The sequence below is a fragment of the Candidatus Avelusimicrobium caledoniensis genome (assembly GCF_902756455.1).
Lineage (GTDB): Bacteria > Elusimicrobiota > Elusimicrobia > Elusimicrobiales > Elusimicrobiaceae > Avelusimicrobium > Avelusimicrobium caledoniense.
In genome coordinates this window covers 40,669-56,450 of record NZ_CACVRB010000006.1, presented here as the reverse complement: position 1 = coordinate 56,450, position 15,782 = coordinate 40,669, and the positions used below count along the sequence as shown (strand labels likewise).

At 48.4% G+C, this 15,782-nt stretch carries 13 protein-coding genes and 1 tRNA gene; 10 read left to right on the top strand and 4 right to left on the bottom strand.

Annotation, left to right across the window (positions count from 1 at the left end):
* Nucleotides 1-297 precede the first annotated feature (297 nt).
* From ACQY2W_RS02505 to ACQY2W_RS02490, 4 genes are all read left to right on the top strand, one after another.
* Entirely contained in the window at nucleotides 298-1,932 is a 1,635-nt protein-coding gene (locus tag ACQY2W_RS02505; protein WP_428049037.1) for a hypothetical protein, read from the top strand.
* Nucleotides 1,933-1,974: 42 nt separating this feature from the next.
* Nucleotides 1,975-3,048 carry a D-alanine--D-alanine ligase family protein gene (locus tag ACQY2W_RS02500; protein WP_428049035.1) on the top strand — a complete coding sequence of 358 codons (1,074 nt, stop codon included), beginning with the start codon at nucleotides 1,975-1,977 and terminating at the stop codon, nucleotides 3,046-3,048.
* A 2-nt stretch (nucleotides 3,049-3,050) separates the two neighbouring features.
* A complete protein-coding gene (locus tag ACQY2W_RS02495; protein ID WP_428049033.1) occupies nucleotides 3,051-3,497 on the top strand; it encodes a hypothetical protein in 447 nt (148 codons plus the stop codon).
* Nucleotides 3,498-3,772: 275 nt separating this feature from the next.
* Complete coding sequence (locus ACQY2W_RS02490) at nucleotides 3,773-4,447, top strand: type IV pilin protein (RefSeq protein ID WP_428049031.1); 675 nt, start codon at nucleotides 3,773-3,775, stop codon at nucleotides 4,445-4,447.
* Nucleotides 4,448-4,450: 3 nt separating this feature from the next.
* Here the strand turns inward: ACQY2W_RS02490 and tgt are convergent, their stop codons facing one another.
* Nucleotides 4,451-5,620 carry a tRNA guanosine(34) transglycosylase Tgt gene (gene tgt / locus ACQY2W_RS02485; protein WP_428049029.1) on the bottom strand — a complete coding sequence of 390 codons (1,170 nt, stop codon included), beginning with the start codon at nucleotides 5,618-5,620 and terminating at the stop codon, nucleotides 4,451-4,453.
* Between the two features lie 376 nt (nucleotides 5,621-5,996).
* On the opposite strand from tgt, the gene ACQY2W_RS02480 reads away from it, so the two are divergent.
* Complete coding sequence (locus tag ACQY2W_RS02480) at nucleotides 5,997-6,560, top strand: type IV pilin protein (protein WP_428049027.1); 564 nt, start codon at nucleotides 5,997-5,999, stop codon at nucleotides 6,558-6,560.
* Here ACQY2W_RS02480 and ACQY2W_RS02475 read toward each other — a convergent pair.
* Nucleotides 6,557-7,852, bottom strand: coding sequence for a hemolysin family protein (locus ACQY2W_RS02475; protein WP_428049025.1), 1,296 nt, complete (start codon nucleotides 7,850-7,852; stop codon nucleotides 6,557-6,559). The two genes, ACQY2W_RS02480 and ACQY2W_RS02475, sit on opposite strands and share 4 nt — an antisense overlap.
* The gene (locus tag ACQY2W_RS02470) at nucleotides 7,849-8,772 is read right to left on the bottom strand and encodes a glycosyltransferase family 2 protein (RefSeq protein ID WP_428049023.1); all 924 of its coding nucleotides are present in this window, start codon (nucleotides 8,770-8,772) and stop codon (nucleotides 7,849-7,851) included. Before ACQY2W_RS02470 ends, ACQY2W_RS02475 begins: the two co-directional genes overlap by 4 nt.
* Nucleotides 8,773-8,864: 92 nt before the next feature.
* On the opposite strand from ACQY2W_RS02470, the gene ACQY2W_RS02465 reads away from it, so the two are divergent.
* The 3 genes from ACQY2W_RS02465 (at nucleotide 8,865) to ACQY2W_RS02455 (ending at nucleotide 11,688) form a co-directional block, all read left to right on the top strand.
* Nucleotides 8,865-9,071 carry a heavy-metal-associated domain-containing protein gene (locus ACQY2W_RS02465; protein WP_428049021.1) on the top strand — a complete coding sequence of 69 codons (207 nt, stop codon included), beginning with the start codon at nucleotides 8,865-8,867 and terminating at the stop codon, nucleotides 9,069-9,071.
* 17 nt (nucleotides 9,072-9,088) lie between these two features.
* On the top strand, nucleotides 9,089-11,002 hold the full coding sequence (locus ACQY2W_RS02460; protein WP_428049019.1) for an NAD(+) synthase: 1,914 nt from the start codon (nucleotides 9,089-9,091) through the stop codon (nucleotides 11,000-11,002).
* 140 nt (nucleotides 11,003-11,142) lie between these two features.
* Nucleotides 11,143-11,688, top strand: coding sequence for a type IV pilin protein (locus ACQY2W_RS02455; protein ID WP_428049017.1), 546 nt, complete (start codon nucleotides 11,143-11,145; stop codon nucleotides 11,686-11,688).
* 572 nt (nucleotides 11,689-12,260) lie between these two features.
* Here the strand turns inward: ACQY2W_RS02455 and ACQY2W_RS02450 are convergent.
* Nucleotides 12,261-12,333 (bottom strand) — tRNA-Thr (locus ACQY2W_RS02450).
* Nucleotides 12,334-12,406: 73 nt separating this feature from the next.
* Between ACQY2W_RS02450 and ACQY2W_RS02445 the strand changes: the two genes are divergently transcribed.
* Together ACQY2W_RS02445 and ACQY2W_RS02440 are read left to right on the top strand one after the other, a co-directional pair.
* The gene (locus ACQY2W_RS02445) at nucleotides 12,407-14,119 is read left to right on the top strand and encodes a metallopeptidase TldD-related protein (protein ID WP_428049015.1); all 1,713 of its coding nucleotides are present in this window, start codon (nucleotides 12,407-12,409) and stop codon (nucleotides 14,117-14,119) included.
* Complete coding sequence (locus ACQY2W_RS02440; protein ID WP_428049013.1) at nucleotides 14,116-15,759, top strand: metallopeptidase TldD-related protein; 1,644 nt, start codon at nucleotides 14,116-14,118, stop codon at nucleotides 15,757-15,759. The genes ACQY2W_RS02445 and ACQY2W_RS02440 overlap by 4 nt, the downstream gene beginning before the upstream one ends.
* The last annotated feature ends 23 nt before the right edge of the window (nucleotides 15,760-15,782 follow it).

Sequence of the window (15,782 nt, the reverse complement as noted above, 5' to 3'; positions counted from 1 at the left end):
CGAAACATTGTCAGGCGTAGCCTGACCTACATTTATATTTTTTTGCATAAAATTCTCCTTATATATTTTTTCGCGTTCCTTTATTATCGTTTTTTTTTTGATTTGTCAACCCCCTCGCCGGGCCGGGCATACGGCCTAAAACCGCTGTTTGGGTATGATGTTATCTTCTGTGAGGGGGTTTGGTGTGATTTCGCAACGGGTACACTCCAATTTTCCGTCTTAAAAATTATTGACAGTAACCCGTTTATTGTGGTTAAATAAGATAGATACGCGCATACGCGTAGATACGGGAGCATTATGGCATTAGAAAATAATCCGTCTAACGGACAAGGCGATATCGCCCAATTTTTAGAGAAATTTCAAGACCCTAATTTAAATACATTTAATTTTACACCGTCTTCCCAACGGGAAAAAGCCCCGTCGGATCCTTCTAATCAGTACGCCCGTTCATTTGAAAAGTTAGAGCAAAAAGTACAAGAGTTGGAAGAAAAATTTGACGCATCCGAGCGGCAAAACGAAAAAATCTTGTCCGAGCTCGCCCATACGCGCGAACACATTGAACGCCAACGCGACCGCGAATCGTTTTTAGACCATTTATCCTTTTCTATTGCTAACTTACGTGCCAGTGTGGAAAATTTAACCCGCGCCCAACAAGAACGTACGCCCGTTTGGCGCGAGCCGGATATCCAACGCAGTTTTGACGTGGCACCCCGCCCGACAACGCACGCACCTATTGACCAATACGAGCCCGATGCTTACCGTCAGGCCCAAGAACGTAAACACCAAGCCGAACAGGCCGAAAAAGAGCGCATTATTTCCAGCTTGCACCAAAAGGCCTCGCAGTTAAAAGCCGTCAATAGCGCACTGGACCGCGAGATTAAAAAAGTACAACAGGAAAAAATGGACGCGCTCAAAAAATCAGCCGAGCAAGCTAAAGAAATTTTGTCGCTGCGCAACCAACTCAGTCAGGCCGAGGCGCGGTTTAAATCATTTGATTTTGAAGGACGTATCATTTCTATCCGCCAAGCGTACGAGCAACGCGTGAACAGTTTGGAAACGCAACTGAAAGAAATTTCCGAAACTTGTATGAAACAAGTGGAAGAAATTGAAACCTTGCGCGCGGAAAACATCAAACTCCACGAAGTCGCCGCCGAAAAAGAACAACTTTTGGCACAGCTGGCCGAGAAAGAAAAAGAACTCCAATCGTTGCGTGACGAAATGGCCGCCTTGCAAGAAAATAATACCTTGCAAAGCCAAAACCAACAGGCCATTTACGCCGAAACCGTGCGTTCGCTGGAGAGCCAACGCGACGAACTTACCGTGCAGTTGCAAGCTACCCAAAACGAATTGGACGCCGTGCGCGGCGAGAAAGACCAGTTGGAAAAGAATTTCAAAATCTTATTGGAGAAAATTAACAGCAACGACGCGGTTATTGAAGAACTCAAAGGGAAAATTGAAGTATTGGGCGAGCAGAACCAACAACTGGCCGCCCAAAACCAACAGTTATCCGCCCAAAACGAGCAACTGGCTGCGCGCCAAACTCACTTGGAACAACAAATTACAAAAACCCCTCAACCCCCTGCCGCTCCGGTGGTGGCTAAGGCGTCCAAGCGTGTTTACGGCTCTTTAAAACCGGTTAAACCGTCCGTGCAACCGGCCGCGCCCGTACAAGCCGCGCAAGCAGCGCAACCTGTGCAAGCCGCCGCTCCCGCGGCCTCCAAGCCGGCCCCCGTGCGTGAAGCGCGCGTAGATACGCCGGTGGAAATTACGCAAGAGGCCAAGCCCAAAGTGCAAACCGAGGCCGACTTGCCCGAAATTAAAGTGGCCCCGGCGCAGGACGATCCCGATTTAAGCGAAGGGGAAGATTTTTTGGAAAAAACCGATAACTTCCTCGGGCGCATTAAATGGTCTATCTTCAACGAGGACCGCTAAAATTTAGGCCTGATTGAATCAGGCCTTTTTAAAGGAATTTTTATGACCCGTTTACAAGTTGCCGTACTCTACGGCGGAAAATCAACCGAACACGAAGTGTCCGTACACAGCGCGCAGACCGTTGTACGCGTGCTAACGCAAAAGTCGGAGCGTTACCAAATTTATCCCATTTTTATTGATAAACAAGGGTATTGGTTTTTGCAAAAGTCGTGCGGACCGCACCAAGCGGACGATAAACCCATTACGCCCGTTTTAACGCCGGAAACCAACTTGCAAGCATTAGACGGTTCGTGGAAAGTGAAAATAGATGTCTTTTTCCCGGTGCTTCACGGCACGAATTGCGAAGACGGCACCATGCAAGGTTTTTTGGAAACATTAGATACACCGTATGTAGGGTGTGGTGTTTTGGCCTCGGCGATGGGGATGGATAAAGTAGTTACTAAACTATTGGCCCAATGCGCCGGCGTGCCGGTGTTGCCGTTTTTCCCGGTGCACCGCCGGACTTCTTATGACGAAAACCAACTGCGCGCTTGGGTGGAAAAACAGGGGCTCCCGGTGTTTGTTAAACCGGTGCGCTTGGGCTCATCCGTCGGAGTTCGCAAAGTAAAAACGCTGGACGAATTAAAACCCGCTATTGATTTTGCCCTTCAGTTTGACAGTGATGTAATGATAGAAAAAGGCGTGGACCACGCCCGCGAAATTTTCTGCGCGCTTTATGGCGAGGGGGCAAACGTAAAAGCGTCTGCGTGCGGGGAGCTTCGTATGATTGCCGGAGAATTTTTTGATTATAACGCCAAATATATTGTAGAAGGCGGGTGCGAAACAAAAGTGCCGGCCGATATCCCCGCGGATACTGCCGCTAAAATGCGCGCCGACAGCATGGCCGTGTTCCACGCGCTAAACGGTAGCGGGTTGGCGCGCGCTGATTTTCTGATGGATAAAAACGGCACGTATTATTTCTCTGAAATCAACACGTTGCCCGGCATGAGCGAAACGAGTTTGTTTCCGCAACTTTTTGAAGCGTGCGGCGAAAGTTACCCGCAGATTTTAGACGGACTTATTGAACAAGCCCAAGCCGTCTATGAGCGTAAAAAGGCCCTATCGTTAAACCGCTAAGTATGCAAAAAATTCTCACGCGCTTTTTAAATTTAAATGTTTGGGTACAAATTGTTTTTTGTTTGTGCATGGTGGGCGCGTTGACAAATACGGTGCTGGTGGCGCGGGATATTTTTAACGACGGTATTTTACTGCGCTTACATATTGGTTTTCTGATTTTATACGCTGGGCAAGTGGTGTTTATTTTGCTTGAAGAGCGGCAAGTGTGGGCGCTTGCTGTTTTGCAAGGCATTATGGCACTGCTGACCAATGCCGATTTTACGTGTATGCCGCTCGTGCGTTTTGTTGGTAACATAATTTATACGTTGTGGCCGGAGCCGTCGTTAGAATATATGAAAGTGTACCGGTATTTAATGACGTCGTCGGCGTTTACCTTACAACTGCTCAGCGCGTTTATTCTGTTTAGTTTACTTCCCAAATCTACCGTTACCAAGCCGGTAGCCGATTAGTTTATTTTCGCAGAAAAATTTGTTTTTGTTGCTTGTCGTTTGTTGTTTAACCGCCCCTTTAGCACCGTTTACAAAAAGCGCCAAATCGGAGAAGAAAATTTATATGTTTGAGCGGTAGCGAGTTTATAAATTTTCCCGATTTGTCTGCTTTTTGTGGTGCCCAGGGGCGGCATTCTTTTGCTAGCTTTTCTGATGTCAGAAAAGCGAAAAAAGCTTGACATCGTTTTTTTTTTTGATACCATTTAGGAAAACATAAACTAAATGGAGGAGTTTTTATGGAAAAGGAAAGATGTTTGAAAGTTGTTGTAGGTACGGCTATTTCTGACGTAAAAAAGGACTCGCTCTCCTCGTCATTCCGTAGCGTTTTAGTACGGAATATGGGAGAGCGGAAATGCTATTTATCCACCCCGTTATATTCCGCACAGAAACACTGCGGAATGACGAACGGGGTGGAGTATGGAATGACGAACAGGGTGGGTGGCTTTACGCTTATTGAACTTCTTGTTGTTGTTCTCATCATTGGCATACTCGCCGCGGTAGCGGTGCCGCAGTATCAAAAAACGGTGTGGAAAAGCCGCGCCGCGCAATTATACACGGACGCCAAGGCGTTGTACGAAGCGCAACAAGCGTATCACATGGCAAACAATGCGTATGCTACCACTTTTGACGAGCTGGCGGTAGAACCCAGCCTTAATGGATCTTGTGACGGTAAACTTGAAAACTATGGTAATGCTACCGATTGTCGTGCCGGCAAATATAGTATGGTGTTTCTTTCCAGCGGTACTATCTTTGCTATATTTCATCAAGGGCCGTATTATCACGGTGGTTTTCGTGCGAGAGGGAATACATTTTACTGTTATGAACACACAGTCAGTAAATTCTGCGCGTTAATGGGATATAACACGCTTGTTTTCACGGATAATTCGACGAATTACTGGTACGAAAAATAAATTTTATTTAAAGCTTTGATATTTGTTGATGACTTCTTCTTTAAACGATAGGAACGTGCCGCTTGCGATGGCCGCTCTGGCGCGTTCCATTAAGCGAATTAAAAAGCGGATGTTGTGAATGCTCATTAAGCGGTGGCTGGTGAGTTCGGCCGAGCGGTACAAGTGGCATAAATACGCGCGCGAATAACGGCGGCACGTGTAGCAATCGCACTCGGGGTCCAGCGGGATATCTTGCGTGCGGTACTCGGCGTTTTTGATGTTCACGCGCCCGGTGCTTGTCATGGCCATGCCGTTGCGCGCTACGCGCGTGGGCCACACACAATCAAACATATCTACCCCGCGCTCAATGGCGTTTAGCATTTCTACCGGGGTGCCTAACCCCATAAAATAGCGCGGTTTTTCTTCGGGCAAATTCTCGGTAACGGCCAGTACGGCCTCGTTCATTTGTGCTAGCGTTTCGCCTAGCGACAGCCCACCCAAGCAATAGCCGTGCGTGGGAAGTGAGGCCATGTGCAGCGCGGCCTCTTTGCGCAGGTCGGGGAAAATAGAGCCCTGAATAATACCAAATAACAGTGAATTTCCGACGGAAAAACTGCCGTCCGCTTGAGCGGAAATTTGCTCCACGGGCACGGTTTTTTCATACGCTTTGGCGGCGCGTTCGGCCCAGCGTTTGGTAATGTTTAACGCTTCGCGTGCATCGTGCTTGGACGGGTCTTTGGCGTGGATGCACACGTCTAACATCGTCCAAATATCAGAGCCGATTTCACTTTCAAATTGAATTACATTTTCCGGCGTGAAAAGATGTTTACTGCCGTCATGGTGCGATTGAAACGTGACACCCTCGTCGTTAATCTTGCGAAATTTGGATAAGCTATAAACTTGAAACCCGCCCGAATCGGTCAGCACGCTCCCGCCCCAGTGCATAAATTTATGGATACCGCCCATTTGTTGCAAAATTTTTGTGGTGGGGCGCAAATATAGGTGATAGGTATTGGAAAGCAGACACTCCGCTCCGGCATTTTTTAAATCTTCGTCGGTTAACGCCTTGACGCACGCCTGCGTGGCTACCGGCATAAATACCGGCGTATGCACCGCGCCGTGTTTGGTATATAGTACGCCCGTGCGCGCCTTGCACGACGAATCTTTGGTCCGGATTTTAAACGGGGAAGTCATATATATATTTTACTAATTTTAATGTCAGACTAACACCTGACCTATCATTTTTATTTGATTGTCGTTGTTCCGTCCGATAGCGAGCCGTTAAAAAGCGTTAAAACAGGTAAAAATTTTTCATGTTTGAACGAAGTGAGTTTGAAAAATTTTCCTGTTTTAACTGCTTTTTATGAGCGTGGACGGCGGTCTTTTGCGAGCTTTTCTGCCGTCAGAAAAGCGGAAAAGAGCATTACAGAATAACACGAAGTCCGCTTTATAGAAGATAACATCATATGCCTTAAAAGAGGTCCTAGGCCTCACGCCTGCCCCCGGCAAGGGGGCCTTGACATCGTTTTTTTTTTTTCTACTTTTTATTAAATGAAACAAAGGAGGTTGTATGAAAAACAAACAAGCGTTCATGCTTATTGAACTATTAGTCGTTGTACTTATCATCGGTATTTTAGCGGCGGTGGCGTTGCCGCAATATCAAAAAGCGGTGGAAAAAGCGCGCGCAGCAACGATTTTCCCGCTCTTAAAAGCGGTCGGCGAGGCGCAAGAAAATTATTATCTCGCTAACGGTACATACGCTACTTCGTTTGATGATTTAACCGTGGATATTCCGTTTAACGGAACAGAAAAATGGGCTACATTCTACGGAATTCAAGATACCCGTTCCAATAAAGATTGGTCTATTCAACTTTTTCCCGGAATAAATGCGGTATTTGCGGGTCGTTTGACCGGTCCTTATGCAGGGGCAGGCTTTGCCTATTTTTACGGATCGTGGGGTTGCGGAGAGAGCGGATGGTGTGTTCCGCCACACACGCTTACCTGTACCCATAATGTTTCTTATGGAGGGGTAACGTATACGATTAATGCGGGTAGACCTTATTGTGCTAAATTGTTCAAAGCTATTACCCAAGTACAGGCGGGAGGGGGCTCATATTATTACGCCATGCCCTAATCAGCTTTGCTGATGAGCACTTCCATCATTTTATGGCGGCGGAATTTGCGCGTTTCCAACAAAATGCCGCTGGCGCGGATCTTCTCGTTTTTGGTGGGCTCGTGGCCGAGTTTTTGGCTGACCCATTGTTCTACCGTCGTGGTAGGGGTAACATCGGCGGGGACGGGTAAATCTAACCGTTCAAAAATGTCAGTCATTTTGGCAGGGGCACTGGCGGCGAGTGCTTGCCCGAACGGACGAATGTAGGCGGGGAAAAAGTCGTACTCGTCTTCAATTTCGCCCACCATTTCTTCAAAAATATCTTCCAAAGTTAAAATACCGGTAACGGTTTTTTCTTCGGTAACTAAGCAAATGTGTTGCTTGTTTTTCATCATTTTTTCCAAAGCGGCCGAGATAATGGTATCGGCCTCCAGACGCAAAATCGGACGCACGATGTTGCGGGCAGACGTCGGTGCTCCTTGCGCCACTTTGGTAGAGAGAAAAATGTCTTTAAAGTTTAAATAACCAATGATATCTTGCGGATCGTCGGGGTTGCCGCGGACGGGAAAGCGCGTGTGCATATCCAAATGCGCTTTGACAAACGTATCGGCGATAGAATCGTCCGCATTAAGCATATAGACTTGCTCCAGCGGCACTTGAATTTCGCGTATTTTACGCACGCAAAATTGCGCGCTGGTCAGCACGATTTTTTCTTCCGTCTTGCCAAATAAACGCGACGAAGACGCAATCGCCGCCGCCGTGCGTAAATCTTCCATAGCGGTACGTTGAATTTCTTTCGGGTCCGGCGTGCGGGTTGCTTTTTGTGTAAGCGTGCGGACAATGGTTTCCATAATTTTGACAATCGGCGCGAGCACCGCATATAAAACGCGCATGGCGGATGATAATTTCAAAACAACGAGCTCTTTGTTTTTGATGGCAAAAGTTTTGGGGGTCAGTTCGGCAAAAACAATGGTAATAAAACTAAGCGGCAATACTACGCACACCATAGCAAGCGCATTGGCAACATGGCGGGAAAGATATAAGTGTTCACACAACCACGGAGCAAAACGGCTTCCGGCGTCCGAGCCGCCAAACGCGGCGGCTACGGCCCCCGCCAGCGTAATGCCAATTTGCACCACCGCCAAACTCCCCTCCAAGTGGTCTTTCATATACAAAGCGGCTTCGGCGCCGGGTTGTTTGCTTTGGAGCAGTAGCGACAAGCGCGTGCGGGAAATAGACGCAAGGGCCATTTCGTACGCGGCTAAAAGCGCGTTTAAGCTTAACATCAACAGAATGACTAAAAGTGTAATCATAAGTTTATTTTCTCGTCAATAAAATAAGCGGGGCGTTGTTTAACCTCATTAAAAATACGGCTTAGATATTCACCGATGACACCCAACGTAATCAGTTGTACTCCGCTAAAAAACAAAATCGCTACCATAATAGAAGTATACCCACTGACCGGGTTACCAAATACCAGTTTTTTGTACGCCGTCCACAACGCAAACACAAAGGACACACAAGAAATAAATAGTCCGAAATACGTCCACAATTTAAGCGGTAAGGTGGTGGAAGCTGTCAGCCCGTTTAAGGCAAAATTCCACAATTTCCAATAGCTCCATTTGGTTTTTCCGGCGGCGCGTTTCTCGCGCGTGAAAGGCACCGCTACGCTTTTGTATCCCACCCACGTAAAAAGCCCTTTCATAAACCGCTCGCGCTCGGGTAGTGCGAGCACGGCGTTTACCGCCCGGCGGCTGAGTAGCCGGTAGTCGCCGGCGTTATGCGGGATAGGTGTGTCGGCCAAGCGGTTGTAGAGTTTATAAAACGAGTTTGCCGTAGTGCGTTTAAAAAAAGAATCGGCGCGGCGGTCTTGCCGTACCCCATAGACATTATCAAACCCTTCTTTGAATTTGGCCCAAAATTGCGGGATGATTTCCGGTGGGTCTTGTAAATCGGCATCCAAGATGATGACGGCTTGCCCGGTGGCGGCCGAAAGCCCTGCCGTAACGGCGGCTTCCTTGCCAAAATTGCGCGAAAGCGAGATGATTTTAATGCGGTTATCTTGCGCGGCCCATGTTTTAAGTAAGGGTAGCGTGTTGTCGGTAGAGCCGTCATTTACAAAAATAATTTCGTAATCTGTGGTGCACTTGGCGAGCACCGGCTCCAGCCGTGCGCGCAGTTGCGGCAAGACTTCGTTTTCATTAAACACGGGTATAACAACGGATAATTGCATAGTTCTTCCTTTTCGTTCATAAATAGTATACTAATTATAAGGGAAAATAAGGCGGTTACTTTTGACATTTTCCTTTGTATGTGGAGACCGTTATGAATAAAACTCTCGTGATTGAAGGTATGACGTGCGGGCATTGTGCCGCACATGTGGAACGTGCGTTAAATGCATTGCCGGGGGTGCTGGCAAAAGTAGATTTGCAACGTAAAGAAGCCCGGGTGGAAGCCGCCGCGGAAGTTTCCGACGAGGTTTTAAGACAAGCGGTACAAAATGCCGGATACGAAGTGGTGGCGATCCGGTAACCGTTAAGGAGCTAACTATGGATAAATACCATTTTCTAAAAGTAGCGGCGGCCGTTCCCGCCGTGCAAGTAGCGAGTCCTGTTTTTAACGCGGCGCAAGTGGAAAAATTACTGCGTGAAGCCGCCAAAGCACGTGTTGAACTGGTCGTGTTCCCCGAGCTCTCTTTAACGGGTTACACGTGCGGTGATTTATTTTTAAAACCGGCGTTAGTGTTGGCGGCAGAGAAAGCATTGGCTGATTTGCTTATTCGTACGCGTCAATTAAAAGTAGTTTTTGCCGTAGGGATTCCCGTACGTGCGGGAACGGTTTTATTAAACGCCGCGGCGGTTTGCTATGGCGGGGAAATTTTGGGAGTGGTGCCTAAAACGTATTTATCCGGCGAAGAAAACCGCTGGTTTTCTTCCGCGTTAGATTGGAACGGCGGCGAAGTGGAATTATGCGGTCAACTCGTTCCCGCCGGAACAGATTTATTAGTTGAAGTGGCGGGGGCAAAAGTAGGGGTGGAAATCGGTACCGATTTATGGTCGGCCGTGCCGCCGTCTTCGTTAGCAACGCTGCAAGGGGCGGACGTGATTTGCAATTTATCGGCCCGGCCCGCACTCGTGGGTGCAGACACCTATACCCGCGAATTAGTGGCCCAACAATCGGCCCGTGCCCGGTGCGGTTACATATATGCCGCGGGCGGACAGGGCGAATCTACCACTGATTTTGTATTTGACGGAACAACGCTTATCTGCGAAAATGGCGCGTTGCTGGCACGTGGGGAACGGTTTAAAAAAGACGCGCAACTGGTAGTGAGTGAAGTTGATATAGAGCGTTTGCAAAACCGCCGAACTGCCGATAGTTCTTTTCGCACCGACAGCGCACAACAAACACAAGAGCCGTATTTGGTTATAGAAAGCGGTTTGCCTGCGTCCCCAAAACCGTTTGCTTTGACACGGACGATTGACGCCTTGCCGTTTGTGCCCAGCGACGAAAAACTGCAAACAAATTGCCAAGATATTTTTAATATTCAAGTAACCGGGCTTTCTACACGCCTGACGGCCGCGCACGTTAAAACGGCGGTCATCGGTATTAGCGGCGGGTTAGATTCCACGCTTGCGCTGTTGGTGGCGGTGCGTGCTTTTGATAAATTGGGTTGGCCGCGCAAAAATGTAATTGGCGTAACGATGCCCGGGTTTGGTACGACGGATCGGACGTACCAAAATGCACTTGCCTTGATGAAAAATTTGGGTATTTCGCGGCGCGAAGTGGATATCAAAAAAGCGTGCTTGCAACATTTTAAAGATATCGGACACGATGAAAAAATCAAAAACGCTACGTACGAAAACGCACAAGCGCGTGAACGCACGCAAATTCTCATGGACATCGCCAACGCGCAAAACGGACTTGTGGTCGGAACGGGCGATTTATCCGAACTGGCTCTCGGTTGGGCGACGTACAACGGCGACCATATGTCCATGTACGGGGTAAACGCGGGGGTGCCTAAAACGTTGGTGCGCTCGCTCGTGGCGTGGGTCGGTGCGCAAGAAAAAGCGGCGGTCAAACGGGTATTAGAGGATGTGCTCGCTACGCCGATCAGCCCGGAATTACTGCCCGCCAAAAACGGGAAAATCGCGCAAAAAACGGAAGATTTGGTAGGGCCGTATGAGTTGCACGATTTCTTTTTGTATCATTTCGTGCGCGACGGGTTCGGCCCGGAAAAAATTTTGCACTTAGCTACGTATGCGTTTAAGGGTAAATTTACGGCCGCGGTCATTAAAAAGTGGCTCGCTGTATTTTTCCGCCGATTTTTTACGCAACAATTCAAACGCTCGTGCTCGGCCGACGGCCCGAAAGTGGGTAGTGTGGGGCTCTCGCCCCGCGGCGACTGGCGCATGCCCAGCGATGCTTGTGCCGAGGTATGGCTAAGCGAAATAGAAAAGTTGTAAAACGTATTTTTATCAAAACGAAGCGGTGGCTCACAACCACCGCTTTTTTTGTTGTTTTTGTCAGCGAAAAAAATAAAGCTTGACATCGTTTTTTTTTTTGATACCATTTAGTGAAACATAAACCATTAGGAGGGATATGTATGGAAAAAAAGAGTTGTTTGTTGGGCTGTTTAGACGCAAAAGCTTTTACGTTAATTGAATTATTGGTTGTCGTCCTCATTATCGGCATTTTGGCGGCAGTAGCATTGCCGCAATATCAAAAAGCGGTTATGAAAAGCCGCTATGCAAATGTGAAAACGCTTGCGCGGGCTATTGCTGATGCAGAGGAAATCTATTATCTGGCTAACGGAACGTATGCAACGCAATTTGACGAGTTGACGATAGGTTTACCGGCTGGGGGTACGCTGATAACGGGGTATTCTCAAGCATATTCTTACCCGTGGGGTTTTTGTGCGCTTTCCATCGGACAAAGCGAACAGGTTGTTTTTTGTCAGGATGAAAAAGTTCATATGCGCCTACAAATTTATTTAGCCAACTCTCCGGCATACCCGGGTTCGTTTTTTTGTGGCGTATTGGGAACGGATTACGCTAGTCCCTTGCAAAACGAGATCTGCAAAGCCGAAACCGGAAAGAGCAATTATTATTCTCGCTCGGCATCCGGTTTATATACCACGTGGGCTTATTAACTTTTTACAGATTTGCTTTGCCAACCCAGATTCCCAACGAAGGCCAAGCAGTTGGCCTTCTTCCTCGTTAAAAAAATATCCGCCCACAATGGGGCGGAAATTTTTTAGCCGAGGATGGGAACCCCCTGCGGTAAAATTCCTGACGGAATTTTCCTCCGGGCCGGGCCTCGCGGTTTTTGCCTTTCGCGGCTCACGCACGCTCAAACAAAAACATCGCTCCGGGCTGGGGTTGGCAAGGTGCTCTTTTTGCCTTTGCGCCGCTGGACTTTTTAGGTTAGCGCGTAGTTTGTTTTGCGCGTGCCTAGTGAACTAGGTGCGCGCAAAAAAAGAAGCGATAGCCAAAAAGGACGCGACCCGCAGGGTTTAGCCGTTTTTGCTATCCGGCGTTGTTAAAAAAGCTCGTCTATGATTACATAGACTTCACTTTTTTGCCTAGCCGTTCTACGCAAAAACGGCTAAACGCAATAGAGCAAACAGAACACCTTGCCAACCCAGATTCCCAACGAAGGCCAAGCAGTTGGCCTTCTTCCTCGGACAAAAAATATCCGCCCACAATGGGGCGGAAATTTTTTAGCCGAGGATGGGAATCGAACCCACAACCTACGGTTTACAAAACCGTTGCTCTGCCAGTTGAGCTACCTCGGCAACTTACTATATCATACCATTTTTTCGCGTCCCTTCCAACGATTTGATACAATAACAATTACAAGGAGCCATTATGAAAAAAATCATTTCCGTTTTACTATTCTGCGGGCTGTGTACGTCCTTTTTGCCCGCCCAAGAAAATTGCCGCGTACAAGACGAGCAACCGTTAAAACTGATGTCTGCCGAGTTAAAACGCGGTATCAAAACATTTAAAAAATTAAATCCGCCCGTTTACTATTTATCCTATACATACGAGGATAAAACCATAGAATCTATTGCGTCTGAACAAGGGGCCTTGGAAAAGTTCCCCAATCGCACTACTGCCTTGGCGGTAATGGCCCGGGCCGGTAGTCCGAAAATGGACGGTACGCGTCCGCTCAAAGGTGAAGATAACTACGGGCGCAATTTAGTCAAAACCGTGCGCGGGGTGGATGCGCAAGCAAAAGATTCTCTGGCGTTTCGCTTAGCACTTTGGCGTACAACCCAACAAATGGCAGAAACCGCACAAGAGGAGTTTAGCCGTGTCAAAACCAACAGCCAAACCGCCGCTACCCGTCAAGATGATTCCGACGATTTTGTAATTCCGCCCGTTTCGCACTATTGCCGCACGCAAGAGCGTAAAAGTTTTGATTTGGACAAAATCGGCAAGTGGCTTGTTAAAGCGTCCGAAATGACACGCGGGAAAAAATTTGTGCAAGACAGCCGTTTCTCTTTTAATGTAGAACAAGGCCACCGCTATTTTGCCGATTCCAACGGCACGCAACTTAAAACTCCGTTTTTGTTTGCCAGGTTGTCCTACTGGGTGGAAAACCAACTGCCCGACGGAACCTTGTTGGACCGTTTCAATGCGTTTGATGTAACGGATCCGTCCCAACTGCCCAGCGAAGAACAATTTTTGGCCGCAGTTAAAGAGTCTATTAACGAACTGGAGCAATTAACAAATGCCCCGGAGGCCGACCCGGTTACCGTGCCCGCTATTTTAAAAAACCGCGCCATGGCGGTATTTGTGCACGAAGTGCTCGGGCACCGGGTGGAGGGACACCGCCAAAAATTAGATTCTTTCGGTAAAACATTTACGGGCAAGGTCGGACAGCTTATTACCGCACCGTTTATTTCCATTGTGGATGATGCTACGCTGCCCTCTTTTAAAGGCCAGCCCTTGCGCGGGTTTTATGAATATGACGACGAGGGGGTGAAAGTAACTCCCGTAACGTTGGTGGAAAACGGTATTTTGCGCGGGTTTTTAATGTCCAGTAGCCCGATTGAAAATTTCCCCAAATCTAACGGACACGGACGTGCCGAACTGGGCAAATGGCCCGTGGCGCGTATGGGGGTAACGCGGTTGATTTCTTCCAAAAGAGTCTCATACGAAGAATTAGAAAAACAGCTTTTGCAAGAAATTCGCGCCCAACATAAACCGTACGGCTATATCATTGACGATTTGTCCGGCGGGTTTACCATGACCGATACCGATATGCCGCAAGTATTTAAATTAGAGCCCAAGTTCGTATATCGTATTTACCCCGACGGGCGCAAAGAAGTCGTGCGCGGGGCCGATATGGTGGGTACGCCGCTGGTAAGTTTTGGCCAAATCGTGGCGGCGGCCGATGACGATGCTGTGTTTAACGGATCGTGCGGGGCCGAGTCCGGCTGGGTGCCGGTGTCCGCGATTGCACCAAGCGTACTTTTAAAATCATTGGAAATTGAAAAGACCGCTAAAAGCGAACGCAGACCGCCTATCTTGCCCACGCCTTATTCGCTTCCCACAGGAGGTAAGACAAAATGAAACGCTTACTGATTGGTTTACTGATTTTGCCGTGCGTGGCGGTTGCTAAACCGCTACCGGATAACATCTATTTCCGTGCGATGAACGACGAAATGCAACGCGCTATTAAAGAACTCCGTTTAAAAGACCACCCTGATCCGTATTACATCGCCTATTGGTTGCGCCGCAACTATAATTGGGAAGTGGAGGCCGATATGGGCACCTTAACGCCACTGGTGTATGACCCGGCCGATCAGGGCAGGTGGACGGCGGAAACTTTTGTCTCTGTCGGATCCGATAAGCAAGACGGGCTTGGCTTTTCCGACACGGAGCCGTTTTCTTGGCAATTACGTCAGGCCGAGTTGCCGCAAGGTTATCCCGCTCCCGGTTATGACAGTATCCGCCAGTATTTGTGGTGGTTGACCGATACGGCCTATGTGCAAGCCGCTAATTTATATAAGAAGAAAAAATCGTATAAGCAGAAAAAAAATATACACGATACGTTGCCCGATGTTATGCCTGCTAAACCGGCGTATTTTGTGGAAGACATCGTTCCGTTTGTGCACCCGGATGTGACTGTTTTGCAACGGAGCGTTAAGGAGTGGTCCTCACTGGGCAAGACGTTGCCGTATATGGAAAAGTTCCGCTGGAAAATAGATGTGCGGCATACCGATTGGTATTATCTCAACAGCCGCGGGGCGGTAGCGCAGTACAGCTATCCGGCAGTGTGGGTGTATGGCACGGCTGAGTTCCGCCAGCCGGACGGCAAAGTTTCTACGGCCCATGTAACGTGGTGGCTCAAAGATGTGTCTGAAGAAGAACTGACCCGCACGCACGGGCGCGTGGAAGAATTTGTAGCGCAAATTAAGCAGGCATACGGGGCTAAATCGGGCGAAGCGTACGTCGGACCGGTTTTATTAAAGCCGGGGGCCGCCGCGCAATTTGTATGGAACGCGGTGTTATCCCAAATGCGTAACAGCAAGCCGTGGCTCCTTACTTATTCCGATGACGATAAAGAGGCCGGAAAGCTTTATAAAAAACAACACTTGCGCGTCAGTACCGATTTGCTTACCATGTACGATCGCCCGCTGTTGCGCGAATTTGAGGGAATTGCTTTGTCCCGTTTCCGCCCGGTAGACGGCGAAGGCGTAGCGGCTGAAAATTTAACGTTGGTGCAAAACGGACATGTCAAAGAGTTTCCGCTTACGCAACGTCCGCTTAGTAAAAACCACCGCAGTAACGGACATGCGCAAATTTCGCAACTCTACGGTCCGCGCGAAGATTTAACGAACGTATTTGTAGAGCCCACCGAAACATGGACCGACGAGCAAATGGAAGAAAAATTACTCGCGCGTTGCCGCGAATTGGGGTTGGAATATGGCTATATTTTACACGAGCCCAACCCGTCCGGCGATTTGGGTATTGAGCGTATCTATACCAAAGACGGCCGCAAAGAAACGGTGCTGAATTTGAAATGGGACGGCAACTTTTTTACCCAACGCGACTTGCGCAGCGTACTGGCGGTGGGGGGAAAAGCGGAGCTGGCGGAGAATTTCTACAACAAAGTGATCGTTACGCCCTCGGTACTGATGAGCGAAGTAGAGCTCGTGCCGCAAGAGCACAAGCCGCACCGGCAGCCGTTTATTGCTAAACCGAAGTAAAAAAGTTTCCAAAAAAAACCCGC